We start from the raw sequence: 26,537 nt of genomic DNA on the forward strand, positions 1-26,537 counted from the left end.
TTATATTATAACGAGTTATTTAAATAATACAACAGCTAATTTCATTTCGAATGTCTAACCAGACGCTGTACAAAAAGAACCCCTTCCGGGACAGTTGCTATCCATGAAGCGGAAGACGGTCTGCTGGATGTACCAACGTTTGAAACAGCATTCGCGTGTATTCATGCTGCAAACAGTCTTCATCCCATTCTTTGAATATTTCCACGATCTCTCCCTGAACCATAACGGCCACACGATCACAGAACGTGCGGGTAGATTGAAGATCATGGGTGATAAAAAGATAGGACAGCTGACGTTCGAGCTGCATTCTTTTGAGCATGTCCAGCACAGAAGACTGGGTTGTCACATCCAGATTGGCCACGGATTCATCGAACAGAATAATTTCGGGTTCAACCGCCAGCGCTCGAGCAATGCATACCCGCTGTTTTTGCCCACCACTCAGCTGTGTGGGGTATTTCCCCAGACTGTCAGCCTCCAACCCTACCGATTCCAACAGGCAAAGGCAGATATCCAGTGCCCTTACTTTTCGCTCAGGGAAATAGTTACGGATGGGTTCCATTAAAATATCTTGAATGGTCATATGGGGATGCAGTGAGGAGGCCGAGTCCTGCGCAACCAACTGAATTCGTCTGTACAGATGAATATCTCTCATCCTTCTGTTATGTATGGGCTGATGATCCAGCCAGATTTCCCCCGAGGTCAACGACTCCAGACCCAGGATACACTGTGCCAGCGTGCTTTTGCCACTTCCGCTTTCTCCAACCAATCCCAGGCATTCTCCCTGTCGTAACTCCAGACTCACTTTCTTTATAGCCTGCTGCTCACCCTGTCCCGCGTGGAACCAGCCTTTTCTTCGTCTGCGGACAGGGTAAGCTTTGGTGACGTTTTTCAATTCCAGCATTACGGTTGCACCCTTCCTTCCGGGGTCATCTCCAGCACCCGATCTGCTATACGGCTTATCCCTTGGCGATCATGCGAAATCAACAAAATCGTAAGATCGAAATCTGTTCTCAACTGTAACAGCAATGCCAGAACTTTGTCGCGGTTGATTATATCCAGCGCTGTAGTAGGCTCGTCGGCAATAAAGAGACGCGGACCAGAGCTTAACATAGCAGCCAGCAGGACCCTTTGGCACATACCTCCGCTTAGTTCAAAAGGATAAGATGACAGAATATGCTCGGGGTCGGCAAAACCGACCTTGCGGAGCAGAGAATGCAAATAAGCTTCCTGCTCTGGAGTAGTGCGGCCTACAGCCAGCTCCGTGGCACGGTTTAGCACCTGCCGCATCCGTGACCTTACGCCCTGTGATTGGGGCTGCTGCGAGACAGTGTGGGACGGGGCAGCACCAGCTTGCCCCCGCTCCCTCTGGGCGTGCACCAGGCGCCGCCCGTGCAGTCTAAGCGTATCCGTCAGCTGCGCGCGGACGGTACGGATCGGATTCAGCCCGCTCAGCGATTGCTGGATGAGCAAGGCAATATCCTCACGGCGCAGTCTTTGCCAGCGCTGTTCATGGAACGGGATAATGTCCTCCCCGTTATAGTAGATACATCCTTGCGTAACACCAACCCCTGGGTCCAGCATACCCGCGATTGCGTGTGCGGTCAGGCTCTTACCGCATCCACTTGGTCCAGTCAGGGCTACAATTTCCCCTGCGTATACGGAAAAGTTCACATTTCGTAGTAGCGGCTTGTCTTCACTTGTTCTTACACCTGTGCGGCAAATTCCCAAATGTTCCACGTGTAACAACGGTTTTTGCATGTACGCTTGCTCTATCGTGTTCTTCCGCCCCGTCGCTGGTCGCTTATCCACTATTTCGCTGCCTCCTTTTCCGAAAAATGGTCACCCAGAAGCTGGCAGGCAAGCACAAACAGCATAATCGCCAAGCCCGGGAAGATCATAACATGCGGGGCCACCTGAAAATACGAGGTTGCATCATGCAACATCACACCCCACTCTGGCTTGGGCGGCTGTACGCCCAGTCCGAGAAAGGAGAGTCCGGCAATCATTAACACCACGCGTCCGATATCCCATACCGCATAAACCAACATTTGCGGCCATACTTGTGGCAATACATAACGTCTCAATATGCGCACATGTGAATTGCCGGACAAACGTGCATATCGTACATAGTCCTCCTGGCAGGCTTTTTGAACCAAACTACGAATAAATCGGACATATCCCGCCCATCGGACTGCAATAATCGCTAAGGTCATGTTGACGAAACCTGGTCCCAAAATACCCACAATCGCCACACTTAAAATAATATCGGGAAAAGCCAGTACGCCGTCGATCCCCCGCATAATCAGCTGATCCACGCGTCCGCGCACATAACCTATGAGTAAGCCTATGGGCAGACTGATGAACAGAGTAGCTACCGTAATCGCACATGCGATTAACACGCTCGTTCGAATCCCGTAAATGAGCCGTGACAGCACATCCCGACCCAGATGGTCCGTACCAAAAGGATATTTCCGGCTAGGTGGTGCCAAACGGTTCAGAAGGTCCACATGCAGAGGATCATGAGGAGCAGCCCATGGAGCCAGCACTCCGAGCAGCACAATCAAGCCAAACAGCGCGCCCCCTGCCAGCAAGCTTCCTCTACAGGAAAGCCGTATCTTTTTCATTTGCAGCTTCCCCCTTAACGCAAACGCAGCCTCGGATCTATCATTGTCTGGACCACATCCACCAAACATTGAACACCTACAATTAAAAATGCAGCAAACATAACATATCCCTGAATAACCGGGTAATCCCGCTGCGTAATCGCATCTATAAAATACTTGCCCAACCCTGGCCATGAAAAAATGGTCTCTACGATGACGTTACCTGCCAGCATAAATGATAGATTCGTACCCAACAGCGTAATCATGGGCAGCATAGCATGTTTAAATAGCTCAAAAAAGAGAATATGCATACGGGAAAAACCCCGAGCCCTCGCTGCCTTCACAAAGTTCCGATCACCCAGCTCCAGCATTTGAGCACGCAATACACGAGCTTGCACCGTTCCCAATCCTGCACCCAGCGTCAGCGCCGGGAGTACTAAATGCGTCCAGTCCTCTCTTCCCATCGATGGGAGCCAGCCCAGGTGAACGGAAAATAGATAGATTAGTAGAAAACCAAGCCAAAATGAAGGGATCGACGATCCCAGCAAGGCGAACAGCCTGCCCAGACGGTCCAGTGGACCGCTCACCTTTAACGAGGCGGCCAGCCCCATTCCAAGCGTAAGCACCGTCATGACGGCAAAACCAGCCAAAGCTAGCTCCACCGTAGCAGGCAGTCTGCTCCACAGTTCGTTGAGCACCGACTCCTTGGATACATACGAGGTTCCCCATTGTCCCGTAAACACATCCCTCAGCCAGTTCACATATTGAATATGAAGCGGCTCATTCAAGCCCAGTTCTTCCCGCAGCGCCGTTAAGGCCTCCTCTGAAGCAGGAACATTATGCGCGGTGAGCAAAATGGTAGCAGAGTCACCAGGGGCCAGCCTCATCAGCACAAAAGTCAGCGTGGATACAATGAATACAATGATGGGCAGCTGCGCTACACGTTCCAGTATAAGACGGATCATAGGATACGTAGCCCGTTATTCCGCAATATCGGATTGCGCTGTAATGTAGTAATACTCGATCGGATGCGGCGTAAAGCCCTCTACTCCTTTTTTCACGCCAAACACATTGTCAGGGTGCACAATGAACGACTGCGGCAAATCTGTATTGATTATATTCAGCGCTTGCAGTGTTACCGCATCTCGCTGTGCGGTATCCTTTGCCAACTTCAGGCTGTGAAGAATATTCTCCAGCGGTTTGGAAGCATAGCGGCTTACATTAGATTTACTTGTAGAGGAATAGAACATGTCCATAAAATACTGCGGCTCCCCTGTATGGGCCGTGAGCATGCTGTACATAGCAAAATCCCAATCGTTTTTGGTCAATGCCTCATCGATATTTTCCACCTTGCGAATCTTGACCTGGATTCCCTCATTCAGCAATTGGCTCTGGATTACCTCAGCCATAACGGATAGCTCCGGACGCTGAGGGAAAGTCAGCAGTGTAACCTCGAATGGCTTGCCCTGCTTGGACCATGTGCCTTGGGCATCCTTCTGCCAGCCATCCTTGGTTAACAGCTGCTTCGCCGTTCCGTCTAGCGCTTTACGCTCAATCTTACCGAAGGGAAGAATACTTGAAAACGGGCTGCTTGCTTCCGTACCGAAGCCTCTCATCACGGCGCTCACAATGGATGCGCGCGGAATCAGACTGTCTACCACCTTACGGTTGGTCACATCCTTGAATATAGGCGATTCCATGTTGTATACAATCATATGGGTACGCAAGGACGGAGCCGACAGCACTTGTAGCTTATCGTCCTTTTTCAGTACCTCCGCATTATCTACCGGAATATCCGTCGCTACATCTACCTCACCGGATTGCAGCGCCATCAGGCGCGAATTACCGTCTGTAATGAATTTCATCGTTGCTTCAGCCAATCGAGCCTTTTCATCCCAATATCCGTCATAACGCTCCACGACCAGGGACTGATCCTTGTTGAAGGCTTTGATTTTAAAGGCACCTGTCATCGCAGGATAGCTCTGCTCATCTTTCATGGATGCTACGTCCAGCACGATCGTTGAGGGATCAGCCAGATTGGATGCCAGCGCTGCATTTGGCTGATTTGTTGTAATTTTTAGCGTCAACGGCCCGCTGGCCTCAATGGACTTCACATCAAGTAAATCCTTCGCTAGATGGCTTTTCTCAATAGAGCGCAGCAAAGATGCTTTTACACTTGCTGCATCCATCCTTTTTCCGTCATGAAAAGTGACTTTATCCTGTAAGCTGAACGACCACACGTTGGGACTGTCCTGCTTCCATTCCTTGGCTAGCCAAGCCACAGGCTCCAGCTTTTCATTCAAACGGACCAGCGTCTCACCGGCACCAGAACGCATCACATCCCAGCTATTGTCCCCGTGCGGATCAACCCCTGATGGTTTCCACGTATACGCCATCACCAGCTTTTTATCTGATGGAGTCTGTTGTGCAGAAGAGTTCTGACCCTTGCCCGACCGATCCTCCGTCTTGGTGGGTGTGCCACATCCTGATAGAGCCATAACTGTCAGCAGCAGCATCAAGCCTGTACATATAAACCACAAACGCCTGTTACGATTGCTTATCATTCCACATCTCCCCCTCTATCTGGTTAAATCCTATAAACCTACGTAAAACGCGAAAAAAGCATTCCCGACCACTTGAGCAGCAGTCAGAAATGCTTTCATTATAAAATGTCAAAACTCACCTCAAAGCCAACTCCAAAAAACATAGAAGGGAGTGGATCGGTTTCAGACATTCCGTATGTAGCACGTCTAACCACCTTCCCAGCATCCCGTGGGTCTAACAGTGATGTCAAAACAGGCAGGTCTCCTGACTCCAGGCTCATCTTTCAGGCCTTCCCGGTCCTTCACAGTTCCAGTGGCTGTTCTGAAAGCTCCAGCAGTACCCTGCTGATGCCTGTATACAGTGGCGGGTCCGTGTCGGAATCTACCGAACTTCCCTTTTAAGTGAACACGTTCAACAACCATCTACTTCGTCTCAACGAAACCCCGTACATAGAGTTGTCCGGCTCGCACCTGTTTTCTTCCTCTATTCCTTTTTATTACGATTTAGGATTATCTTATTTTGTTGCTACTGGCTTGTCAACAAATGCAGCGCAATAATTTAAATTTGAATAATATAGTGTGAATCAAAACCATGGCTATTCATTGCTTGTCCATAATTGAAGGTATGTCTCAACGTTGTGTGCACGCAATTCACGTGCTAAAATTAGGTATAGAGATAACCACCGTATCCGTATACTAAAAAGAGCCTTCGCCGCGCCAACGACAAAGACTCTTAGGACTTGAAAGGCTGTGGATCACCACCACGGTGCGCTGCATAACTGAATGTTAATGCGAACGAAACCCACCGTTAGGGGCCAACCTAATTACGCGGTGGGTTTTCGCTTGTTCCGAAATTTCCGACGCAGCCAGCGATAAAGCTTACGAATACTAAACACCAGGCTTAGTAACGTAACCACCCAACGCAGTACATCCTCAATCCCCCATTTTCATACAGAAAGAGGGTTTTATCAATAACTTCATGCTGCTTAATAGATAAACTGTTATGGATAACTCCATGCCAAACAGCCAGAAAAGAGGCTGCGTCCTCTCTCCGGCTGTTTTTATCTATTTCCTATTCGTCAAACCTTCTGTGGAACTTCCGAAACATTTACACCTTGGGCTGACTCTCTTTGTTTTCTCGTCAAAACGATGTTCAAGACAATTGCCATAATCGAGCCCGATACGATGCCGTTTTGCAGCAGCATTTTGGCAAAGCTCGGCAGCTGGTCAAACATTTGTGGCAGAACGGCAGAGCCTAGACCTACAGCAATGCTGCATGCTGCGATCAACAGGTTGCTTTCCTTCCGCAGATCTACTTCTGACAAAATGGACATGCCTGATGCAGCAACTGAGCCAAACATGACGATCATCGCCCCGCCCAGCACAGCGTTAGGAATCACTGTCGTCAAGGCAGCCAGCTTAGGCAGCAAACCAAGGACGACCATGATACCACCCGCAGCAAAAATAACGTTACGCGATTTGACGCGAGTCAACGAGATCAGACCCACATTTTGCGAGAAGGCCGTGTAAGGGAACGCATTAAAAATACCGCCCAGCATAATCGCAAGCCCTTCCGAACGAAGTCCATTGACGATTTGCTTTTGCTCTACCTTTTGATCAATCGCCTTACCCACTGCCAGATAAACCCCCGTAGATTCGACCATGCTGACAATATTCACGATAATCATCGTACATACTGCCATAATGCTAAACTCCGGTTTGCCAAAATAAAACGGCTGCGCAACACTCACCCATGAAGCGTCTGCTACGGCAGCAAAATGCACCATTCCCATCGCATAGGCAACTACAGTACCCGCGAACAGACCAATAAGTACGGAGATCGAACGTAAAAAGCCCTTGGCTACTCGATTGACAAGTAGAATCACCAGTAGTGTAACCAGCGCCAGCAGCAAATTACGCGGCTGTCCAAAATCCGCGCTGCCCTGGCCGCCTGCTACATTGTTCATCGCCACCGGAATAAGGGATAGACCGATAATCGTAACGACCGAGCCAGTAACCACCGTTGGGAAAAAGCGTAACAGCTTGCCATATAGCGGTGCCGCAAGCACCACAAATATACCGGACAAAATGATGGCACCGTACGCTGTCGCCAGATTTGAGGTCGACGCAATCGCGATAATGGGTCCTACGGCCGTAAACGTACAGCCTAAAATGACAGGAAGTCTGCTACCGAAAAAACGTGTACCCATAATCTGTAGTAACGTAGCAATCCCGCAAGTGAACAGATCAGCCGCCACTAGATAAGCCATCTGGGCTGGCGTCAGGTGCAGCGCTCCCCCTACAATCAGAGGAACGGCAATGGCTCCAGCGTACATCGCCATGACATGCTGGAAGCCCAGCGCAAATAATTTTTGTTTACTTAGCATCCGACATTCTCCTTAACAGGGGGAATCACCGCGCCAGCTTCCTCTATAAAATGAACCTCGCCTGGTGCCATGGAACCGATACGCGCAAGAGAACGTACGGCAATGCCTCTTTGCTCCAACAATCCACGGCCTTCCTGAAAGCTCTTTTCAATTACACAGCCAACTCCGGCCAGTTCTGCTCCAGCCTCCTTCACAATATCCGTAAGTCCGACTAATGCTGCACCAGTAGCCAGGAAGTCATCTACAATCAGCACATGATCGCTAGCATCAAGATACTTTTGGGAAATGCTCACCTGATAGGTTTCCTGACGAGTAAATGAGTGAACTTCTGCGAAGTATACCTGTTCATTCAGCGTGATTGCCTTCTTTTTCTTCGCATAAATGAACGGTACCCCCAAGGCAATAGCCGTAGCCATCGCAAATTGAATACCGCTAGCTTCAATGGTAAGCACCTTGGTAATCGGGGCACTGCCGAACAGGCGTGCAAACTCCTTGCCAATTTCCAGTGCTAACGCTGTATCCACCTGATGATTCAGAAAAGAATCTACCTTTAGCACCGTGTCGGATAAAATCTGTCCTTCTTGACGAATACGTTCTTCCAAAGCTTTCATTATGCGAATATCGCTCCTCTGTACTTTAAAATAGAATAAAACCTGCCAAAATCAAAAAAGGACAAGCTCCCTTGAGTTGTTTCTCAAGTGAAGCCTGTCCTTGGGGTCGTAATCCCTGACGGATTGGCGCACAAATAAAATGCCCGCATTCATCCGAAGCTGATGCGCTATCACTCATAGTCGGATGATTACAGTGGTCATCCGGTAGAAACTTTTGGGCCATATCCCCAATATTATACGAGTCATATGAAATTGATATCTTGTATACTACACCCTCTGGCGGGCGGTTTCAAGACTATTTTTCATACAAACAGCGGCATTTGGGGAACCTTCCACAATTTGAGTATCGCAGCGGCACACCGATTCCTGTTCGAGGTATATATATAATAGAAAGCAAATATCAAAATACAAAAAACAATATAAAACAACATCTAATTTTACTTTTATTTTTAAATTCAAAAAGAAAACAAAAAATAATATTTCCGTTTATGTTGACTACACAGACAAACGGAAGTAGTATGGAGTTAGTTAAGAAATAAAAGGCAGACTTTCAGGCTGCCAGGACTTCATCCATGCAAGGAGATTGGATATGAACAACTATCTTGCTGTTGATATTGGAGCTTCAAGCGGAAGACTCGTAAGTGCCACTCTAGAAGGTGAACAAATTCACTTGCAAGAGCTTCATCGGTTCAACAACTCCTTTACTGAAAGGAACGGACACGATTACTGGAATATCGATAATCTTTTTGATGAAATCATCCAAGGACTACGAAAGGCTAAGCAAAACGGAATTGACTCCTGTACGCTCGGGATTGATACATGGGCTGTAGATTACGTCCTACTTAATAAGGAAGGCCGCCGCATCCATGAGGTGTACGCTTACCGCGATGCCCGCACACTGCATGCCTCCGACAAGCTGCACCAGCTCATGAGCCGAGAAGACGTATATGAAAAAACGGGCATCCAGGAACTAAATTTTAATACCCTGTATCAATTGTTCGTTCATGATCGGGAACAACTCGCTCATGCAGATAAAATATTGATGGTTCCCGAGAATTTGATGAGGATCTACTCTCTCTGCTCCAGCTTCGGCGCGATCAATTTTCGGAGCTGGCTGAGCCTGGACGCGTTCTGGGCCCCATCCTGCCGGAGCTTATTCAGCAATACGATCTTCCAGACTGCCAGCTCATTCTTGTGCCTACGCACGATACTGCCTCGGCAGTTGCTGGTGTTCCATCACCGCGGGAGGAATCCTGGGCCTATATTAGTAGCGGAACATGGTCGCTACTGGGTATGGAACGTTCCCACCCCTTGAATACCAAGACAGCCATGCAGGCGAACTACACCAATGAGTGGGGCGCTTACGGCACGTACCGTTTTTTGAAAAACATTATGGGCTTATGGATAATTCAGGAGGTTCGAAGAGAAGGAGATTCTGCACATAGCTTTGCCGAATTGGCCCAACTGGCTTCAGCAGAGACGCCGTTTGTCAGTCTTGTCCTCTGCAATCAGTCCTCATTTTTAAATCCAGACAGTATGACCCTTGAGATTCAAAGATTCTGTGAAGAGACCGGGCAGCCTATCCCGCGCACACCTGGCTCGCCCGCCCGCTGTATTTTTGACAGTCTGGCCTTAAGCTACCGGGATGCCTTATATGAGCTACAACGTTTAACAGACGAAACGATTACCAGGCTGCACATTGTCGGCGGAGGCGCTAACAACGAATTACTATGTCAGCTAACAGCCGACCTTTTAGAAATTGAGGTTCAGGCAGGACCTTCCGAATCGACGGCTATCGGCAATATTGCCGTGCAATTAATCAGCTCTGGTGCTCTTGAAGATCTAAAAGCTGCTGGTCGGACCATAGCCAACTCCTTCCCGACTCGGCTATTTGAGCCGCAACCCGTGCAAGGCATGGAAACGCTTCTGGATCGCTGGGAATGCCTCAAGATACAAACAACATCCCCTACTCACATATCTCAATAAAGGAGTAAAGTCATGAACGAAGCCATTGAAGCGAGTTATAACGAAGCGAAAAAGCTGTATGCCCGCCACGGTATTCAGGTGGATGACGTTTTACGGAAGCTTTCACAAATCAAAATCTCACTACACTGCTGGCAGGGAGACGATGTGCAAGGTTTCCTGTTCAAAGATAAACAGCTTAGCGGGGGCATTGCCGTAACAGGCAGCTACCCGGGTAGAGCAAGCACGCCTGCTGAGCTGCGCCAGGATTTAGAAAAAGCCTTATCGCTCATCCCTGGCAAACACAAGGTCAATCTGCACGCGATCTATGCCGATACCACAGAACAAGTAGATTTGGATCAACTGGAGCCACGCCATTTTCAGAACTGGGTAGACTGGGCCAAACAGCATGGGCTTGGACTTGATTTTAATCCGACCCTGTTCTCTCATCCCAAAGCGGAGGATGGCTTCACACTGAGCCACAAGGACTCGGATATTCGCAATTTCTGGATCACACACTGTAAAAAATCGCGTAGGATTGCAGAACACTTCGGTAAAGAACTCGGTCAGCCGTGTGTCACAAACCACTGGATGCCAGATGGTTATAAGGATACTCCCGTGGACCGTCTGGCTCCAAGAGAACGTCTGCGGGACGCCCTGGACGAGATTTTTAGCGAGGAAATTAGTGAAGATTACAACATCGATGCGGTTGAAAGTAAACTGTTCGGCATCGGTTCGGAAAGCTATGTCGTCGGCTCTCATGAGTTTTATATGGGTTACGCCCTGACACGGGGTAAATCTATCTGTCTCGATTCCGGCCACTTCCACCCGACGGAGGTCATTTCGAACAAATTGTCCTCTGTGCTGATGTTCACCAATCAATTATTGCTCCATGTCAGCAGACCTGTCCGTTGGGATAGCGATCATGTTGTGACGATGGACGACGAATTGCTGGACATTGCCCGTGAGCTGGTTCGCGGCGAGCTGCTTTCCCGCACTCATATCGGTCTTGATTTCTTCGATGGCAGTATTAACCACGTAGCTGCTTGGGTCATCGGCACACGCAACACCATCAAAGCGTTGCTTCGCGCCATGTTAGAACCGATTGAAGAATTGAAAAAAGCTGAAGAGGAAAGAGACTTCACGACACGCCTTGCCCTGGTCGAAGAGTTTAAATCCTATCCGTTTGGGGCTGTATGGGATTACTATTGCGCTCGAAATGGCGTTCCCGTTCGTGAGGAATGGCTAACCGAAGCTAAGAACTACGAACAACAGGTCCTGCTGAAACGGTAACTACTGCATTGATCAGCTTATATTCATATTATTCTAAGGGAGAGATTATCCATGACTACTGTGTTGGAAAACCAAAAAGAACGAAAATCAGGACTGGATATCCCATTTGTTCGCGAGATGGCGGAAATTACGCAAAACATGTGGAAATTCGGCTGGGATGAACGCAACGGAGGCAATGTAAGTTATATTTTGGACGAAGCTGAGGTTGCCAAATATATAGATATCGATCATGTTATCCGTACCATTAAACCTGCTTTCCCAGTGAATGAACTGGCAGGCAAATATTTTATCGTTACTGGATCAGGAAAATACTTTAAGAACGTCATTGCCGATCCGGAAGCTAATCTGGGTGTTCTGCGTGTCTCTCAGGATGGGGAACAATTGGAACTCCTGTGGGGCCTCAAGTATGACGCGGTTCCTACCAGCGAATTGCCATCTCATTTTATGAGCCACATTGAGCGCTTGAAGGTCGATCCTAACCATCGGGTTGTGATCCATAATCATGCCACCCATGTCATTGCCATGACCTTCATTCATAGTCTGGACGAAAACCAGTTCACCAAAACGCTGTGGGAAATGTGTACCGAATGTATCGTAGTCTTTCCAGACGGTATCGGTGTAATCCCTTGGATGGTGCCAGGCTCCAGCGAAATCGGCCGCGAAACAGCAAAAAAAATGAAAGATCACCATGCGGTATTGTGGCCTCATCACGGCATTTTTGGAACAGGCAGCTCCATTGATGAAGCGTTTGGTCTGATTGAAACGATTGAAAAAGCAGCACAAATATATATGCTGATTGCTCAGCACGATATCAAGCAACGGATTACAGATCAGGAATTGGCCGATCTGGCTAAAGCCTTTAATGTTACTCCAAAAGAAGGAATCCTGAACGTATAGACATAGGCTAATCGTGCAGCTCAGGATTCTATAAGGCTTCACGGCTCATCCCAAACTAGCCATGGAGCCTTAATTATACATATCAGAATGTCGCTGGATTCGTTTGTTTCATCGATGACTCGATCTGACAGCAGGTTTAAGCAATCTCCTCTAGAGATCATTTTAAATTTATAACCCTAAATTCCAATGAATTAACTTGTAATTGTACCTTCCTTTATATACAATAAAATCAAAATCCCCTTATCTCCACCAAAGGAGAGGTGACAATGATGAGAAGAACCAAGAACGAGGATCACTTCGACATCGTGGAAGACCATTATTTCACAACAACCGAACTGGAAAAATCGAGCGCCATTTGGCCGGTCAGACTGGGTATGGATATTTCGAAAACAAGCTGTCATGTCGGCCCTAAGGCTGTCCCTTATTTTTATTTTATTTTTGTACTCGAAGGTCAGGCTGAGTTCATTTATAAGGAAAAGAGTTATCGTGTCCAAAAGTCCGATCTATTCTGTTTTTTTCCGCAGCTTGTTCATGAATACTACACTGATCAAGAGCACCCGTTGCAGAAGGTATGGATCGCCTTTGAGGGACCCAAATCTCTGGCGCTGCTGGAGCGGATCGGGATTGACCCCTCTAAGCCATTTATAGCTAACGCATTAAGCGAGGAGATCCTCGAACTGATCTCCAACCTATTTTCCATCGTCAACGACCACAGCAAAGAGGGCAGCGATCTTGCCCGCTTAATTACACTGCACCAGATTTTCGAGGAGTTGTCCCGCAACAAATCTAGCGTGCTGCGCAACTTTGTGTGCTCTGATTATTGGCTCCAGCAGGGGAAGGATTACATCGAAATGCATTATTGTGAACGTGTTACGATTGAGCAAATTGCCGAGCATGTAGGTGTGGATCGTGCGCATTTTTCACGTAAATTTCATTCCACTTTCCTCATCTCCCCCGCCAAGTATTTGCAAACCCTCAAGATTAACGAAGCCAAAAGATTGCTGGAACAGACCACATACAACTTGTCGATCATTGCCCAATCCATCGGTTATACCGATATATCCACCTTTTCCAAGGCATTTAAGAAAACAGCAGGAATCCCACCCCGAGAGTATCGCTTCCTTCATCAGTCCCAGCAAGAGATCCGCACTGCCAACGCTTAGTTGAAATCCCATTAAAGTTATAAGAGAACCACCATATACGGCGGCTCTCTTTTTTATGACCTGATCCTAATTTGTACTTGGTTCTGAGCCCTTTCAACGATATAATAAGCATCAAACCAACAGGAAAGGTACGTGAATTCCATGCTGCGATTCAACGCCATACGTACAGGTTATCTGCTGGGCATCTCACTGATACTGGCTGCAATTATTTATTTCTTCGCCTCTAATTGGGGTGGACTAGATCGGACAGTCAAAATTGTGCTAGCTGTTGCGCTTATTGTTTTGTTTTACGGCTTGTCTTTCGTATTTGCACGTATACGTGCTGTTCCCGGGCAACAAGCCTTTCTGTCCAATATATTTCTGTTAGCAGGCTGTGTGGCCTTCGGTGTTTCCATCGCACTACTCGGTCAAATCTACAATTCCCATGCGGATAGCTACGTGTTGTTTGTCATTTGGTCGGTGCCGGCTTTACTGCTTAGCGCCATCACCCGCTACAATCCTTTTTATATGCTATCTTATGTGTTGATTCATCTGGGTGTATGGCTTTATTTTTATCCAACGATGCAAAGTACGACTTATACCCAACTGGAATCGTTGTCCATCGCTGGACTGTTCGCAGTGGTCAATCTGGTGCTATTTCTATTGACATTCCTTCATCGTATACGTTCTGCTCCATTACTATATATGAGCTTTACCGTTCTCCATATAGCTATGTTGGCGATGACCAACTCCTTTGCATTCGATGGATATGGCCTGATCATGAATATACCGCATATCGCTGTGATTGCTTTAGGATTCTATATATTTATCAAGGTGCGGCTGAATAAAACGCTCCTGACCTTAAATGCATTGGCGCTCTCTGCTTTTGCTGTCTTTAAGTTTATAGAGCTTGCAGAAGCGTACTCTTCATCTCTGTTCTTTGTTTTCGGTTTGATTTTTGTGGCATTGCTACTGACGGGTAACGTATGGTTTTTCCGTTATTTAAATCGCTTGGGAAAACCGTCTCCGGAGGCTGGAGAAATACCCAATGAGAACAAAGAAGAGATCGCGAAATCCGATGCGCAGACAACTGTCTCCGAAGACCGCAGTAGTGAATGGATCAGCAAAACAGTATCCCGTGTCATCAAAGTGGTTGGAGTATTAATTGGAAGTATCTCTCTCATCGGACTGATTATGATTAGTACGAACGTAAACCATACCGAATATGTACTGCTGAGCGTGTCCTTGTTGCTGATGATTACGATGATTGCCATACCGGAATCCAAATTGGATTCTGTAGTCCGTTATACACTGCTAACCATCAGCTATATTACAGGCCTTGCGGCCATTGTATGGTCGGATCAGACGCTGCTCTCGGTATTATTTCTGGTCGTTTCCATCGCCGGATGGCTTCGCTCCAAGGGGAAAAGACAGCGATTTTTTGCTTATACTTTTGTGAACCTGAATATAGCAACTGTTTTATTTAAACAGTATCAAGAATGGGATGGTTGGAACTGGACCTATAAGTTCATCATCTTCACCCTGTTCGTTCTCAATGCCGTGTTATATGGAATAAGCCACTTTAAACCCAAGACAGAGTTAAAAGGGCATCTTCGGGATAGCTCATTATTTTTTAGCTTATTGTTCCTGTTGTGGACGACGTTCTTCGAGGATGTCATTCCACACTCTTATATGTCCATTAATATTTTTTATTTTGTTATCGTTACTTGGATGGTCTTTACCTTTATCCGTCACAAACAAAAATCGGAGGCCATTACAAGCATCATATTCTGGTTTATTTTTATCGGCTTCAAATACTATGATTTATTGTGGACGCTGCTGTATAAATCTTTTACACTGGCGCTGCTGGGCATCATTGTGCTCGGAATTACCTGGTGGTTCGATCGACGAATGGCCCATAGCGGCAAAGCAGCATTCGATGCCGACCACCGCAGCTTTAGCTTCATGCGCTTAAGCCCGTTACTCATTGCCATCGTCATCGTGCTACAGCTGGGGATTATCGGCTATCAGACGGCGAGGAGTGAAACCCTGCTCGCCACAGGTGCCTCCGTTAAGCTCAAACTGGCTCCTATAGACCCGCGTTCCCTGTTGCAAGGGGATTATGTAGCACTGAATTACGATATCTCTACCCCTCCTTCCAAGAATCCTCTTCAGGAGGATTGGAACCGAGGCAAGGTTAAAGTCGTTCTCACCCCAGATCGTCAAGGGGTATACATCGCTGATCGTCTGTATCAAGATGGTGAGAAACTTGCCCCTCATGAGCTTGTTCTCAATGGGCAATGGAATGGTTCTCGTATTCTGTACGGTATTGAGAATTATTTCATTCCTGAAGGAACCGGACGTACTGTTGAACAGAACGCTCATTACGCCTATATTCGGGTCAGCCGCAATGGAGACGCGTTGCTGGAACGTCTGACGGAAAGCTGATCTGGATTAGCGAAGGGGTAGAGAGGTAGAGGTAGTGAACGAAGCGGGGCTTTAAAAATTTACTCGTACAAAAAGCAGGCTGAACCAGGCCGCTCCATGGCTGGAGCATAACTCGGTTCAGCCTGCTTTTTCTTTTGTAACAATAGAGGAAAACTCCTTAGGGATAACCTTCTCCAAAAGTTTATCCTCGTTTATACCCCTCTCGACCATGCCACGATTTCTTTAATATCCTGCGGCTGAGTCCGACAACAGCCACCAATTATACGTGCCCCTGCTTCATACCATTGACGGGCACTCTGTCCGAACGTTTCTGTACAAGTATGGCCATGCCATGTCTTGGTGAGCGGATCATATTCCTCCCCGAGATTGGGATATACCACCACCGGCTTATCCGTATGGCTGTGTATTTCGTGAATAAGGGATGGAATAAATTTGGGCAACGTACAATTGATCCCTATCGCAGCCACCTGCTCGTGCTCATTCAGCCACTTTGCACATGCGGCGGCAGACTCGCCATTACTGATGTGCTGCTCATCCTTTGCACTAAAGCTGATCCAGGCATACGTGCCGGGGAATTCCTTCAGCAAGCGGGCAATGGCCTTGGCTTCCACCAGACAAGGTATCGTTTCACAAGCTAAAATGTCCACCCCAGCCTCAATCAGAGCTTTCATGCGCGGCCTGTGAAACTCCATAAGCTGCTCCTCGCTTAGCTTATAATCGCCTCGATACTCTGACCCATCAGCGAGAAACGCCCCATAGGGTCCGACAGAAGCCGCAACCAGCGGCTTGGGACGATGCTGCTGACTTGCAGTAGCCGTCATATCGGTCCAAAACTCATCTCGTGCCTGTACAGCAATCTGCACCGATGACTGAATTAGCTTCAACGCCTCATTTTCGCTCAATCCGCGCTCAACATAGCCTTCCACGGTGGCCTGATAGCTCGCCGTAATCGCACAGTCTGCCCCAGCCTCAAAGTAGTCTCGATGGACACGCTTGATTGACTCCGGATGTTCGTGGAGTATTTTGGCGGACCATAAGCTATCGTTCAGATCATGCCCATGACGTTCCAGTTCAGTCGCCATTGCGCCGTCCAGCACGATTAGCTGAAATTCGTCCAGTATACGTTGTATCGGATTCATGCGGCCCCTCCTGCTTGTCTCTTCCCATTTTACCCACTGTCTAGGTTGGAATTAATTTTTTATATTATAGCATGTCGTATTATCAAAATGCTGGTTAATCACAAAATTACGAATGAGAAGCAAAGATATAATCAAGGAAATAACAATAACTAAAACAACCAAAATAATAATCATAAATTGTAGCGAAACTTTGAATTGTCGTCTCGGTTTCAACTTACCTTTTAACCGCACCCTATCACCCAATTTCTATATCAAGCTCTCCATTGGGAAGAAGAGCCTATCTATGCCCCTATAATTCCTTTTTATTCGACATTGTTTGACAATTTCCTTCTTATTTTGTAGGCTTTACGCGCCTCATCGACAATGAACACAGCCTTTACAGAAATAAAACTTTATGCTGAATAAGGAAAGATCAAATCTCCATAATAAGGACGTATACCTAACGAAAGGGAGGATCACGGATGATTGACAATCTCGAAAGTAATTACGACTGCGCTCACGCAGGACAAGACCTTCATCAGCTCAAACAGGAGCTTGCCGCGCTCCAGGCACAAGGGGCCAACGACCAGGCATCCAAGGAAGCCATTCATCGGCTGGAGAATCAAATTTCGTTCATACTGAACAAATGCGATATTAACCACTAGTTGCGTTTGCTGTTTAGTCAAATAAAAAAACAAAACCGGCTTGCCTTTAAAGACAAGCCGGTTTTGTATGCTCAAGTTTATGCACAAATAAGTACAAACTTCACAAAATTCCTCGTATCTCATCCAACGACTGTACCTTTTCCTGCTGCATCCATTGTTCAAGCCCATATACCAACTCTGCCCCTGCATGTAAATGGACAAAATTATACGTACCCACCTGAATGGCGGCGGCCCCTGCCATCGTGAATTCAATAATGTCCTCCACTGAGCTGATCCCGCCCATCCCGATCACGGGAATCGATACCGCCTGCGCTACCTGGTGAACCATACGCAAGGCAATCGGCTTGATTGCCGGGCCGGAAAGACCTGCATACGTGTTGGCGAAAACACTGCGCCGCCGACGTATATCTATTTTCATTGCAGAAAAGGTATTGATCAGCGAAACGCCGTCGGCGCCTTCTTCCTCGCACATCACCGCCATTTGCGTGATGTTCTCCGCATTCGGCGACAGCTTGACGATCAGCGGAAGCGCCGTCACATTGCGGACCTGCCGCACAACTTCCCGTGCTACCTCTGTCTGGATACCAAATTGCATTCCACCCTGCTTCACATTGGGGCATGAAATGTTCAATTCCAGCATATCAACGCCTCTGCGGCTCATTGTACGGCGTTTTTGTGCATTTTCCGTAATCATAGCTACGGCCTGAACGTATTCCTCCAGATTGGAACCACCGACGTTGGCAATAATAGCCGTGTTCCAGCGAGTCATGTCATCCAGCTCATCCTTCAAAAAGGCCGCCACGCCCGGATTTTCCAATCCTACACTATTCAGCATACCGGATGCTGTCTCATGTATTCGTGATCCCGTATTACCTGCCTTCGGATGAAGGGTTAGTCCCTTGCCGACAATGCCGCCGAGTAGTTCGGGAGAATAGAACTCCGCAAACTCACGCCCAAATCCAAATGTACCCGATGCCATGATAATTGGATTTTTGAACGGTACACCCGCAATATTACACGCCATGGAGATCATCGAACTCCACCTCCTCCACCGGGAATACAGGCCCTTCCTTACATACCCTCCGATTGCCTCCGCGGGTACGCATGGTGCAGCCCAAACATGCGCCAATACCGCAGGCCATGTGTCTTTCTGTTGAAATATATAAACGGGAAGATGTACCCGCCGTTTTGAGTGCGAGTGCTTCCAACATCGGAGTTGGCCCGCAGGAGAACATATTCGCATAAAGAGCCGGATCGACCTCTTCGACGATGCTTCCTCCTACCTTGACCTGCACAGATGCCGCCGCAGCCTCAAACGCTTCAACCCCGAAGGCATGCTGTGCAAACCCCAGATACACGTGTGCTTGCGGGTAATATTTTGCAGCTAATAACAAAGGAGCTGTACCCATGCCACCGCCGATCAAAGCCAAACTGCCCTCAACCTGCGGAAATCCATTTCCGAATGGTCCATCCAACTGAATCTCCTGACCAGGCTGTAACTGGGAGAATAGTTTGGTTCCCTCTCCAACGACCCGGTATAAAAAGGAAATACTCTCTTCGCCGATATCATAAATGCTGATGGGTCTGGGCAGCAGTGGATAACCTGTCCCGCTGCGCAGCATGTAAAACTGCCCCATCTCCCCTTTAAATTTGCCCTCTATTTTCATTACATAGATGCCCGGAACGAGCGCCACATTTGAAATTATGTTCGCCATATAACCCCTCCACTAACCACTCACTATAACGCAAAAACAGCAACTGTTACGTGACTATTTTCACATTTATAGACGGCGTTTCATTCTATGGCTCATCCATAAAAAAGCGTACTCCTGTTAGAGAGTACGCTTGTGTGTTTAACTAATCGCTTCGCGCTCCGCATTGCGGCTACCGCCCGCATCCTTGCGAATTTGCTTACTACGCAGCTGTCCGCAGGCCGCATCAATGTCGACTCCATGCTCTAGTCGAACACTACAGCTAATGCCTTGCTTTTTCAGCACATCATAGAAGCCAGTGATGGACTCCGACTCACTCCGCTGATATTGGCTATGCTCATCCACCGGATTGTACGGAATCAGGTTTACATTGGCCAGATTACGACGATGGCCCACCAGCTCAGCCAGTTCAAGCGCATGCTCCTTACCGTCATTCACATCCTTCAGCAAGATGTATTCCAGCGTAATCCGGCGCTTCGTTTTGTCCAAATAATAATCAATCGCCTGCATGAGCTTCTCAATCGGAATCGCCCGGTTGATCTTCATAATGCGAGTACGAATCTCATTATTAGGAGCATGAAGCGATATTGCCAGATTAACGTGTAGATCGGAATCTGCAAATTCAATGATTTTATCGGCAAGGCCACTGGTGGACACAGTAATATGCCGCGGCCCAATCGCCAGCCCTTTGTGATCCTTAATGACCCGAATGAAATCGGACAGGTTCACAAAGTTATCAAACGGTTCGCCGATACCCATGACTACAACGTGACTGACTTGGTCGCCCGGACGTTCCTTGTCTAGATACAGCTGCACCTTCATAATTTGCTCTACGATTTCACCGCTGGAAAGGTCACGACTCTTCTTTAACAATCCGCTCGCACAGAAGCTGCATCCAATGTTGCAGCCCACCTGCGTCGTCACACATACGGATAGTCCAAATTTATGCCGCATTAATACCGTTTCAATTAAATTACCATCCTGCAAGCGGAACAAAAACTTGACCGTCCCGTCTGCTGACTGTTGCTTCACGTGTTCTTCCAGAGTTTCAATAGAGAAGTGCTCTGCCAACAAGCCAGTACAATTCTCATGCACCTCTGTCATTGCCGCAAAATCAGTGACCCGTTTCCGGTACAATGCGTCCCATACCTGTAATGCCCGAGATTTTTTATGTCCATGCTCCATGAGCCATGCTGTCAATTGGTCTAGCGTTAATCCATAAATGGATTCCTTTTTCATGTTCGATCCTCTTTTCACAAACGTTAAAATTCGTATTTCTATATATAAATCCTAGCTATCACGACTCGTCTCAACTATCATTGCATCATAGCATGTTTGAGCGCTCTGCGCTATTCAAACACTTCTTGTATTGTCCCAAATTTTAATTATGAACACAAGGGGGCAGGCTGACGATCCTGTTCAACAAAAGCACGCAAAGACAGGATGACGGACACCGTGAATGATATGATTACAACCAAGGAAGGTGATGTGGTTGGAATGGTTGCTTCGGATCAAGAACGCACTCGACCTCATGGAAGAGAGAATGCAGCAGCCCCTCGATATTGATGAAATTGCAAAGGTGGCCTACTCGTCGCCCTTTCATTTTCAACGGATGTTTTATATGCTGACTGGCGTTACGATAGCAGAATATGTGCGTAAACGTCGATTGACCCTGGCTGCTCAGGAATTGAGTTTATCTACCACCAAGGTACTGGATGTTGCGTTCAAATACGGATATGATTCCCCCGAATCTTTTTCTAAAGCGTTCCGAAAGGTACACGGTATTTCTCCCTCTGAGGCCAGAAACCCGGGGGTGAACCTGAAGGCCTTTCCGCGCATCACCTTCCATCTATCGCTGAAGGGAGATCAGGAAATGGATTATAAAATTGTAGAGAAGGCGGCCTTTACGGTCATTGGCAAATCCATTCAAGTCACCACTAAGAACGGTGAAAATCTTCGGGAAATCCCAAAATTCTGGGATCAGCTTAACGCAGATGGCACCTCAGATCGCATTCATGCCTTGGGGACAGGCGACGATATACTCGGTATCTGTCTGGACATGAAGCATGGTGAGGAAACGTTTAGCTACTTCATCGCCGCAGAGGGCAGTGAAGATGTGGCAGCCTCGAACGGATTAGAAGCCAGAACCATTCCGGCTGCAACCTGGGCTGTGTTTACATCCATCGGTCCTATGCCTCACACGATCCAGAAGGTATGGCAAAGAATTTTCCAGGAATGGTTCCCTGCCAGCAACTATGAACATTCAGGCGGTCCCGAGCTGGAGGTATATACCATGGGGAATGCTCATGCTGAGGACTACCGAAGTGAAGTATGGATTCCAGTTACGAAAAAATAAACAAACGAACCGGCTGCCTATTGCAGTCGGTTTGATATTGTGTGCTCAGGACAATTGCCCAAGTTCCTGCTTTAATACGGAATATAGCCTTGAGCTTGCCAGCTTCAACGGTGCCTCAGTTGCTTTACACAGAAGACCAAAGGTCATATCAATCAAGCTGCCGCTTAATGGCCTCACTGCTGTTCCTTCCGGAACAGGATCGACTAGAATTTGTGGCACAAGAGCAATCCCTAATTCACATTCCACATAGGATTTTAGAGCCGTCATGCTGCCAATTTCCATCGTGTCTAACGTGGTTATTCCATATTCCCTCATGACCATTTCAAGTTTGCGCCGATAAGGACAAATGGACGACGTAATAAGCAGGCGATGCCCTTGCAAATCTGCGGGTCCAATGTACTCCTTTTCTGCAAGAGGGTGACGTTCAGGCATCAAGACTACAAAATTCTCCTTAAATAAAGGTTCAAAATATAGCTCTGAGCCCAAATCGGGAGCGGAGCATAATGCGATGTCTACGTCCCCTTGGAGAATACGCTCGCTTAATGTAGGGGTATTTCCGAACTCTACAGAAACCCGAATATGAGGATAATGGGTTAAGAATCGTTTTAAAATTTCGGGGAGCCGGTAACTGGCGGTCGGTTCGGTCACTCCTATACGAATGTCCCCTGCGGTTCCCCTTTGCAAGTTCTCCATATTTTCCTGCAATTGCTCCATGTCTTTTACAATATGCAAACTTTGCTCGTACAACATCCTGCCCGCTTCAGTTAACTTTATTTTCTTGCCCCGTTCAATCAGTTGAACTCCCAGATCGGATTCCAGCTTCTGTATTTGCATCGTCACAGTGGATTGTGCATAATTCAACGCTTCCGCTGCACGCATAAAACTTCCGTAATTCACAATCATCTGAAATGTTTTGAGTGCTTTAATATCCATTCTCTACTCCCATATCACTTGCTTAATTCAGGTTTATTGAATTATAAGTTCATTTAATTCAATTATACAAAATATAATATACCCTCTACAATGATCCATATTAGACCATATTATGTTTCTCATATAAAACTAACGAGTTGGATAAGGAGCGGTATACATGGATTTATATCAAAAAGTAGCCCTGGTTACAGGTGGCGGTACAGGAATTGGGAGAGCGGTATGCATGCAGTTGGCGGGCCGAAAGGCTACAGTTGTCATCAACTATTCCCGTTCTAAAGACGATGCAGAGGAAACCGTACGTATGATACTGGAACAGGGAGGACGTGCAATTGCATTACAGGCAGATGTTTCCCAGGATGAGGAAGTTCGAGCAATGGTCGAGCAGATTGTTCAGCAATACGGAACAGTTGATGTATTGGTGAATAACGCCAGCATTACACATCATATTCCGATGGACGATCTAGAGTCCGTTACAGAAGAGGTGTGGAATGATCTCTTGGCTGTCAATGTGAAAGGCATGTTTTACTGTGCCAGAGCCGTAGCTCCTTATATGAAACATCGTCAACAAGGAGCTATCGTCAATCTGGGAAGTATAGCTGGACAAACAGGATTAGGTTCCTCGCTCCCCTATGCAGTATCCAAAGCAGCCGTCCACGGGCTGACCAAATCGTTAGCACGATCACTAGCACCTGATATTCGAGTCAATTGCATCGTGCCAGGCGCGGTGGCGACCAGATGGTGGGCAGGTAGAGAAGAACAAATGAAACAATTGGCTCCCCATCTGCTGTTGCAGCGCATTTCCACACCTGAGGATATTGCCAGCATGGTCTGCTCTGCCCTGGAACAGGAAGCCATGACAGGCCAGATCATTACGGTAGACAGCGGACAGACGCTATAAGAATGTTAAGCTTCTAGACAAAAACAGGCATCGTTTATCTCAACGATGCCTTGAAGGTTTGCAATCCTATTCCTCAATGGTCTGCTTTTAAATCCAAGCCAAACCTCTTCAACTCAATAAAAACACCTTCCAGTCGCTTCCCTTTCTCCGTTAACGAATATTCAACACGCGGGGGAACCTCGGGATAAACCTTTCTTTCTAACAGACCGTTGTCTTCAAGTTCCTTTAGGCGTAGAGAAAGCGTCTTGGGACTAATTCCTTGCATGGATTTCTGAAGCTGGCTAAATCTCAGTGTTCCTTCAATCAGCAGGTCACGAATAATTAAAAAGGTCCATTTGGTTCCGATCAAATCAAGCGTTTGGGCAATAGGGCACGGCTGGCCTGGTATTCCTTTCGTCAATTCAATAGGTTCTGGGACATGCATAGGAACTCCCCCCACAAAAAAATCTCCTAAACCCAATGGTATCACAATAGTTCCTTTTAGGAAACTATATGAATTAAATATCACTACTTCCCTAAATGAACTTACTACATATACAATATCGACGTAGCCAATAACGTTTTCTCTACTACAAGGAGGTGAAGAGTTGAAAAATATATTAATCATTAATGGTCACCAAAAGTATGACTCTTCTGAAGGGAATCTAAACCAAACTTTGATGGACCATATGGTGCGTCTCTTAAGTGAAGAGAACAAAGTCAAGACAACAGTTGTTCAGAATGGTTATACCATCAGCGAGGAACAAGAAAAGTTTGTCTGGGCCGACGTGGTCATTTACCAAACACCTATCTATTGGTTCAGTGTTCCTGGATTATTAAAGACTTATATGGATGAGGTCTATGCTTACGGTGTATTCTTCACAGGTTCTCGCAAATATGGGAGCGGAGGTTTATTAACCCACAAGAAATATATGTTCTCGACAACCTGGAATGCCCCAGAAAAAGCTTTTAATGATCCAACTCAATTTTTTAAAGGCAATAGCCTAGAGGCTGCACTCTGTCATTTGCATTCTGCACATGCATTTCTCGGTATGGAGCCTTTAAAAAGCTTCGCATGCTACGATGTCGTTAAAAACCCAAATATACCTCAATTTATGACTGATCTTGCTGCTCATCTGAAAGCCGTATTCCATGAGTAACACATCCAGCTAAACATTAGGAGGAATTCCAATTGCAAAACCAAAAAATTGTGATTATAGGTGGAAGTTCAGGTATTGGTTTAGAAACAGCTAAGCAAGTCATTTCACTAGGAGCAGAAGTGGTAATCGCCAGCCGCTCCGAAGATAAATTGCACAAGGCCAAAGAAATGCTGGGCCCTCGTGCAACAATCTATGTACTGGACACGACAGATGAGCAACAGGTAAAGTCTTTCTTCGAAAAAGTGGGCACCTATGACCATCTTATTGTTAGCGCGGCAGAAACATCCGGCGGGTCATTCCTTCAATCAGAAACAACTGCAGCCCGCCAACTCTTCGAAAATAAATTCTGGGGCCAGTACTATGCAGCTAAATATGGGGCTTCCCAACTCTCAAACCAAGGCTCCATTACCTTATTTTCAGGAGTGGTGGCATACAAACCTATGATCGGCTCCTCAGCGCTTGGGGCTGTGAATGCAGCGGTTTCGAATCTTGGTCAGACTTTGGCGTTAGAGCTTGCTCCTGTTCGCGTGAATGTCGTCTCCCCTGGCATTATTGATACACCTTCCCGCAGCAAAATGCCTGAAAATGCGCGCAATCAGTTCTATAATACAGTGGCGAATAAGCTCCCTGTGAACCGAGTCGGACTTGCGGAGGATGTAGCACGAGGTGTACTTTATTTGATTGAAAATCAGTTTGTGACCGGGACAATCCTCCATGTGGATGGCGGACATATTTTAACCTAAAAGCTTCGTCCATGATCGGTTAGTCGTACAGCAAAAAACGAAGAACGCTCCTCGCATCTTTGCTTGGGCGTTCTCCTTCTTTTCTTATCCATGAATAGTTTAAAACACTTTATACTAATGATGATGAATACGGCGTTTATTTCTCAAAATAGTGCGAATCATCTTATGATTCGGGAGCTGCCTGAATAACATATGCCCGGGATGCGGATTGGCCTCGATAATCCAGATTTGACCGCTCTTCTCAATAGCAAGATCGATGCCCAGCTCGCGAACCGGATGATTTTTGTCAATCGTGTCAGCAATAATTCTGGAAAGCTCGATGACCTGGTCCAAAATCTCTTTCATTTTCGCTCTGTCGTTTTTGAAAACCCTTAAAAGCACTTTGGACAACGGCGCCGCATGCCCCCCCTTCCTATAATTAGTAACGACTTTCTGAGGTGCAGCGACACGGCCGGTTATCCCTGAGATCACCCATTCCGATTCCGGTTTCTGCATATACACTCTGGCATCAAAAATGGAACCTTTGTACTTGGCTAACTTGAGTCCTTGCTGTACCAAATAACGACGATGAGGTTTCCGGTATCTTCTAATGGCTCTTCTTACAGCGTGGGACCTAACGATTCTGCGACTGGAGCCACAACGAACCTCATATCTCCTCCCTATCTTTTTTGCGCGTATGATGCCGGTTCCTCCACTCCCATAATTAGGCTTGATGAAGACCGTACGGTAGGTTTCCAGCATCCGTAAAGTCCTTGCATTCGTAATCCAGCGGGTTTCGGGCAAGTGCGAGCATAAAATGGGATGTTGTCGCATTTCCTTGTATTGAATCATCTTTCCAATGGGCACGAATATCCCTCGATTCTGTTGGGTTTTTGCACACACTACATGAATATGCATCTATATTCTATCTTGGTAACGGCGAATGCCACAGTTTGCTATGAAGAGGCAAATCTCCTACTCTAGCAGTCCCCTTAATTTAATTTTTAAAAAAAAGAGTATCAAATGACAAAAATGAATATTTGTCATTTGATACTCTTTGTGTTATCCTCACTTCAGGGAGGTGACTCACACGGTAAACCAACCGTGT

At 46.9% G+C, this 26,537-nt stretch carries 24 protein-coding genes, 1 pseudogene and 2 riboswitches; of the genes and pseudogenes, 10 read left to right on the plus strand and 15 right to left on the minus strand.

Annotated elements, in window-relative coordinates; translation table 11 throughout:
* Positions 1-97 precede the first annotated feature (97 nt).
* The 8 genes from FKV70_RS09160 to FKV70_RS09190 form a co-directional block, all read right to left on the minus strand.
* A complete protein-coding gene (locus FKV70_RS09160) occupies positions 98-901 on the minus strand; it encodes an ABC transporter ATP-binding protein (protein ID WP_142612627.1) in 804 nt (267 codons plus the stop codon).
* Complete coding sequence (locus FKV70_RS09165; RefSeq protein WP_142612628.1) at positions 901-1,809, minus strand: ABC transporter ATP-binding protein; 909 nt, start codon at positions 1,807-1,809, stop codon at positions 901-903. Before FKV70_RS09165 ends, FKV70_RS09160 begins: the two co-directional genes overlap by 1 nt.
* Positions 1,809-2,624, minus strand: a complete 816-nt coding sequence (gene nikC / locus FKV70_RS09170) for a nickel transporter permease (protein ID WP_142612629.1) — start codon at positions 2,622-2,624, stop codon at positions 1,809-1,811. Before nikC ends, FKV70_RS09165 begins: the two co-directional genes overlap by 1 nt.
* A 14-nt stretch (positions 2,625-2,638) precedes the next feature.
* On the minus strand, positions 2,639-3,568 hold the full coding sequence (gene nikB / locus FKV70_RS09175; protein WP_142612630.1) for a nickel ABC transporter permease: 930 nt from the start codon (positions 3,566-3,568) through the stop codon (positions 2,639-2,641).
* Between the two features lie 15 nt (positions 3,569-3,583).
* Complete coding sequence (locus FKV70_RS09180) at positions 3,584-5,167, minus strand: ABC transporter substrate-binding protein (RefSeq protein ID WP_142612631.1); 1,584 nt, start codon at positions 5,165-5,167, stop codon at positions 3,584-3,586.
* A 98-nt stretch (positions 5,168-5,265) separates the two neighbouring features.
* Positions 5,266-5,427: a hypothetical protein gene (locus FKV70_RS25880; RefSeq protein ID WP_155762570.1), complete on the minus strand. Its 162-nt coding sequence runs from the start codon at positions 5,425-5,427 to the stop codon at positions 5,266-5,268.
* Positions 5,385-5,588: riboswitch (cobalamin riboswitch) on the minus strand. (Overlaps the previous gene by 43 nt.)
* Positions 5,589-6,225: 637 nt before the next feature.
* Positions 6,226-7,533, minus strand: a complete 1,308-nt coding sequence (locus FKV70_RS09185; protein ID WP_142612632.1) for a nucleobase:cation symporter-2 family protein — start codon at positions 7,531-7,533, stop codon at positions 6,226-6,228.
* Positions 7,527-8,144 carry a xanthine phosphoribosyltransferase gene (locus FKV70_RS09190; protein WP_142612633.1) on the minus strand — a complete coding sequence of 206 codons (618 nt, stop codon included), beginning with the start codon at positions 8,142-8,144 and terminating at the stop codon, positions 7,527-7,529. Before FKV70_RS09190 ends, FKV70_RS09185 begins: the two co-directional genes overlap by 7 nt.
* A 157-nt stretch (positions 8,145-8,301) precedes the next feature.
* Positions 8,302-8,405: riboswitch (purine riboswitch) on the minus strand.
* Positions 8,406-8,733: 328 nt separating this feature from the next.
* Between FKV70_RS09190 and FKV70_RS09195 the strand changes: the two are divergent.
* The 5 genes and pseudogenes from FKV70_RS09195 to FKV70_RS09215 all read left to right on the plus strand — a co-directional run bounded on the left by FKV70_RS09195 (position 8,734) and on the right by FKV70_RS09215 (position 15,886).
* Positions 8,734-10,130 (plus strand): annotated as a pseudogene (locus FKV70_RS09195) (rhamnulokinase).
* Between the two features lie 12 nt (positions 10,131-10,142).
* Positions 10,143-11,399, plus strand: coding sequence for an L-rhamnose isomerase (gene rhaA, locus FKV70_RS09200; RefSeq protein WP_142612634.1), 1,257 nt, complete (start codon positions 10,143-10,145; stop codon positions 11,397-11,399).
* Between the two features lie 51 nt (positions 11,400-11,450).
* Positions 11,451-12,296, plus strand: coding sequence for a rhamnulose-1-phosphate aldolase (gene rhaD / locus FKV70_RS09205; protein WP_142612635.1), 846 nt, complete (start codon positions 11,451-11,453; stop codon positions 12,294-12,296).
* Positions 12,297-12,562: 266 nt separating this feature from the next.
* Positions 12,563-13,459, plus strand: a complete 897-nt coding sequence (locus FKV70_RS09210) for an AraC family transcriptional regulator (protein ID WP_142612636.1) — start codon at positions 12,563-12,565, stop codon at positions 13,457-13,459.
* Between the two features lie 141 nt (positions 13,460-13,600).
* A complete protein-coding gene (locus FKV70_RS09215) occupies positions 13,601-15,886 on the plus strand; it encodes a GDYXXLXY domain-containing protein (protein WP_208738399.1) in 2,286 nt (761 codons plus the stop codon).
* Positions 15,887-16,077: 191 nt separating this feature from the next.
* Here FKV70_RS09215 and mmuM read toward each other — a convergent pair whose 3' ends face one another.
* Positions 16,078-17,025, minus strand: coding sequence for a homocysteine S-methyltransferase (gene mmuM, locus FKV70_RS09220; protein WP_142612638.1), 948 nt, complete (start codon positions 17,023-17,025; stop codon positions 16,078-16,080).
* Positions 17,026-17,486: 461 nt separating this feature from the next.
* Here mmuM and FKV70_RS09230 point away from each other — a divergent pair, with 461 nt between their 5' ends.
* Positions 17,487-17,669 carry a hypothetical protein gene (locus FKV70_RS09230; RefSeq protein WP_063207447.1) on the plus strand — a complete coding sequence of 61 codons (183 nt, stop codon included), beginning with the start codon at positions 17,487-17,489 and terminating at the stop codon, positions 17,667-17,669.
* Between the two features lie 100 nt (positions 17,670-17,769).
* Here FKV70_RS09230 and FKV70_RS09235 read toward each other — a convergent pair whose 3' ends face one another.
* The 3 genes from FKV70_RS09235 to rlmN form a co-directional block, all read right to left on the minus strand.
* On the minus strand, positions 17,770-18,702 hold the full coding sequence (locus FKV70_RS09235) for a dihydroorotate dehydrogenase (protein WP_142612640.1): 933 nt from the start codon (positions 18,700-18,702) through the stop codon (positions 17,770-17,772).
* Positions 18,683-19,384: a dihydroorotate dehydrogenase electron transfer subunit gene (locus tag FKV70_RS09240; RefSeq protein ID WP_142612641.1), complete on the minus strand. Its 702-nt coding sequence runs from the start codon at positions 19,382-19,384 to the stop codon at positions 18,683-18,685. The genes FKV70_RS09235 and FKV70_RS09240 overlap by 20 nt, the downstream gene beginning before the upstream one ends.
* 138 nt (positions 19,385-19,522) lie before the next feature.
* Positions 19,523-20,620: a dual-specificity RNA methyltransferase RlmN gene (rlmN, locus tag FKV70_RS09245; RefSeq protein ID WP_142612642.1), complete on the minus strand. Its 1,098-nt coding sequence runs from the start codon at positions 20,618-20,620 to the stop codon at positions 19,523-19,525.
* Positions 20,621-20,867: 247 nt separating this feature from the next.
* On the opposite strand from rlmN, the gene FKV70_RS09250 reads away from it, so the two are divergent.
* Positions 20,868-21,737 carry an AraC family transcriptional regulator gene (locus FKV70_RS09250; RefSeq protein ID WP_142612643.1) on the plus strand — a complete coding sequence of 290 codons (870 nt, stop codon included), beginning with the start codon at positions 20,868-20,870 and terminating at the stop codon, positions 21,735-21,737.
* A 45-nt stretch (positions 21,738-21,782) separates the two neighbouring features.
* On the opposite strand, the gene FKV70_RS09255 is transcribed toward FKV70_RS09250, so the two are convergent.
* Entirely contained in the window at positions 21,783-22,670 is an 888-nt protein-coding gene (locus tag FKV70_RS09255; protein ID WP_142612644.1) for a LysR family transcriptional regulator, read from the minus strand.
* A 157-nt stretch (positions 22,671-22,827) separates the two neighbouring features.
* Between FKV70_RS09255 and FKV70_RS09260 the strand changes: the two genes are divergently transcribed.
* Positions 22,828-23,568, plus strand: coding sequence for an SDR family NAD(P)-dependent oxidoreductase (locus tag FKV70_RS09260; protein ID WP_142612645.1), 741 nt, complete (start codon positions 22,828-22,830; stop codon positions 23,566-23,568).
* A gap of 73 nt (positions 23,569-23,641) precedes the next feature.
* Here FKV70_RS09260 and FKV70_RS09265 read toward each other — a convergent pair whose 3' ends face one another.
* Complete coding sequence (locus tag FKV70_RS09265) at positions 23,642-23,992, minus strand: winged helix-turn-helix transcriptional regulator (protein ID WP_063207476.1); 351 nt, start codon at positions 23,990-23,992, stop codon at positions 23,642-23,644.
* 163 nt (positions 23,993-24,155) lie between these two features.
* Between FKV70_RS09265 and FKV70_RS09270 the strand changes: the two genes are divergently transcribed.
* Both FKV70_RS09270 and FKV70_RS09275 read left to right on the plus strand, forming a co-directional pair.
* Complete coding sequence (locus FKV70_RS09270) at positions 24,156-24,707, plus strand: NAD(P)H-dependent oxidoreductase (RefSeq protein ID WP_142612646.1); 552 nt, start codon at positions 24,156-24,158, stop codon at positions 24,705-24,707.
* A 32-nt stretch (positions 24,708-24,739) separates the two neighbouring features.
* Positions 24,740-25,450, plus strand: a complete 711-nt coding sequence (locus FKV70_RS09275; RefSeq protein WP_142612647.1) for an SDR family oxidoreductase — start codon at positions 24,740-24,742, stop codon at positions 25,448-25,450.
* A 114-nt stretch (positions 25,451-25,564) separates the two neighbouring features.
* Here the strand turns inward: FKV70_RS09275 and FKV70_RS09280 are convergent, their stop codons facing one another.
* Positions 25,565-26,296: a YheC/YheD family protein gene (locus FKV70_RS09280; protein WP_244310695.1), complete on the minus strand. Its 732-nt coding sequence runs from the start codon at positions 26,294-26,296 to the stop codon at positions 25,565-25,567.
* Positions 26,297-26,537 lie beyond the last annotated feature (241 nt).

This window comes from Paenibacillus ottowii, assembly GCF_006874425.1.
Lineage (GTDB): Bacteria > Bacillota > Bacilli > Paenibacillales > Paenibacillaceae > Paenibacillus > Paenibacillus ottowii.

Bases quoted from the DNA above. Each gene is read 5' to 3' on its own strand.
- FKV70_RS25880 (WP_155762570.1), bottom strand. From the start codon at position 5,427: ATGAGCCTGGAGTCAGGAGACCTGCCTGTTTTGACATCACTGTTAGAC.
- rlmN (WP_142612642.1), bottom strand. From the start codon at position 20,620: ATGAAAAAGGAATCCATTTATGGATTAACGCTAGACCAATTGACAGCA.
- FKV70_RS09240 (WP_142612641.1), bottom strand. From the start codon at position 19,384: ATGGCGAACATAATTTCAAATGTGGCGCTCGTTCCGGGCATCTATGTA.
- FKV70_RS09265 (WP_063207476.1), bottom strand. From the start codon at position 23,992: ATGCATGTCCCAGAACCTATTGAATTGACGAAAGGAATACCAGGCCAG.
- FKV70_RS09180 (WP_142612631.1), bottom strand. From the start codon at position 5,167: ATGATAAGCAATCGTAACAGGCGTTTGTGGTTTATATGTACAGGCTTG.
- FKV70_RS09185 (WP_142612632.1), bottom strand. From the start codon at position 7,533: ATGCTAAGTAAACAAAAATTATTTGCGCTGGGCTTCCAGCATGTCATG.
- rhaA (WP_142612634.1), top strand. From the start codon at position 10,143: ATGAACGAAGCCATTGAAGCGAGTTATAACGAAGCGAAAAAGCTGTAT.
- nikC (WP_142612629.1), bottom strand. From the start codon at position 2,624: ATGAAAAAGATACGGCTTTCCTGTAGAGGAAGCTTGCTGGCAGGGGGC.
- FKV70_RS09250 (WP_142612643.1), top strand. From the start codon at position 20,868: ATGTGGTTGGAATGGTTGCTTCGGATCAAGAACGCACTCGACCTCATG.
- FKV70_RS09210 (WP_142612636.1), top strand. From the start codon at position 12,563: ATGATGAGAAGAACCAAGAACGAGGATCACTTCGACATCGTGGAAGAC.
- FKV70_RS09260 (WP_142612645.1), top strand. From the start codon at position 22,828: ATGGATTTATATCAAAAAGTAGCCCTGGTTACAGGTGGCGGTACAGGA.
- mmuM (WP_142612638.1), bottom strand. From the start codon at position 17,025: ATGAATCCGATACAACGTATACTGGACGAATTTCAGCTAATCGTGCTG.
- FKV70_RS09235 (WP_142612640.1), bottom strand. From the start codon at position 18,702: ATGATCTCCATGGCGTGTAATATTGCGGGTGTACCGTTCAAAAATCCA.
- nikB (WP_142612630.1), bottom strand. From the start codon at position 3,568: ATGATCCGTCTTATACTGGAACGTGTAGCGCAGCTGCCCATCATTGTA.
- FKV70_RS09255 (WP_142612644.1), bottom strand. From the start codon at position 22,670: ATGGATATTAAAGCACTCAAAACATTTCAGATGATTGTGAATTACGGA.
- rhaD (WP_142612635.1), top strand. From the start codon at position 11,451: ATGACTACTGTGTTGGAAAACCAAAAAGAACGAAAATCAGGACTGGAT.
- FKV70_RS09190 (WP_142612633.1), bottom strand. From the start codon at position 8,144: ATGAAAGCTTTGGAAGAACGTATTCGTCAAGAAGGACAGATTTTATCC.
- FKV70_RS09230 (WP_063207447.1), top strand. From the start codon at position 17,487: ATGATTGACAATCTCGAAAGTAATTACGACTGCGCTCACGCAGGACAA.
- FKV70_RS09160 (WP_142612627.1), bottom strand. From the start codon at position 901: ATGCTGGAATTGAAAAACGTCACCAAAGCTTACCCTGTCCGCAGACGA.
- FKV70_RS09215 (WP_208738399.1), top strand. From the start codon at position 13,601: ATGCTGCGATTCAACGCCATACGTACAGGTTATCTGCTGGGCATCTCA.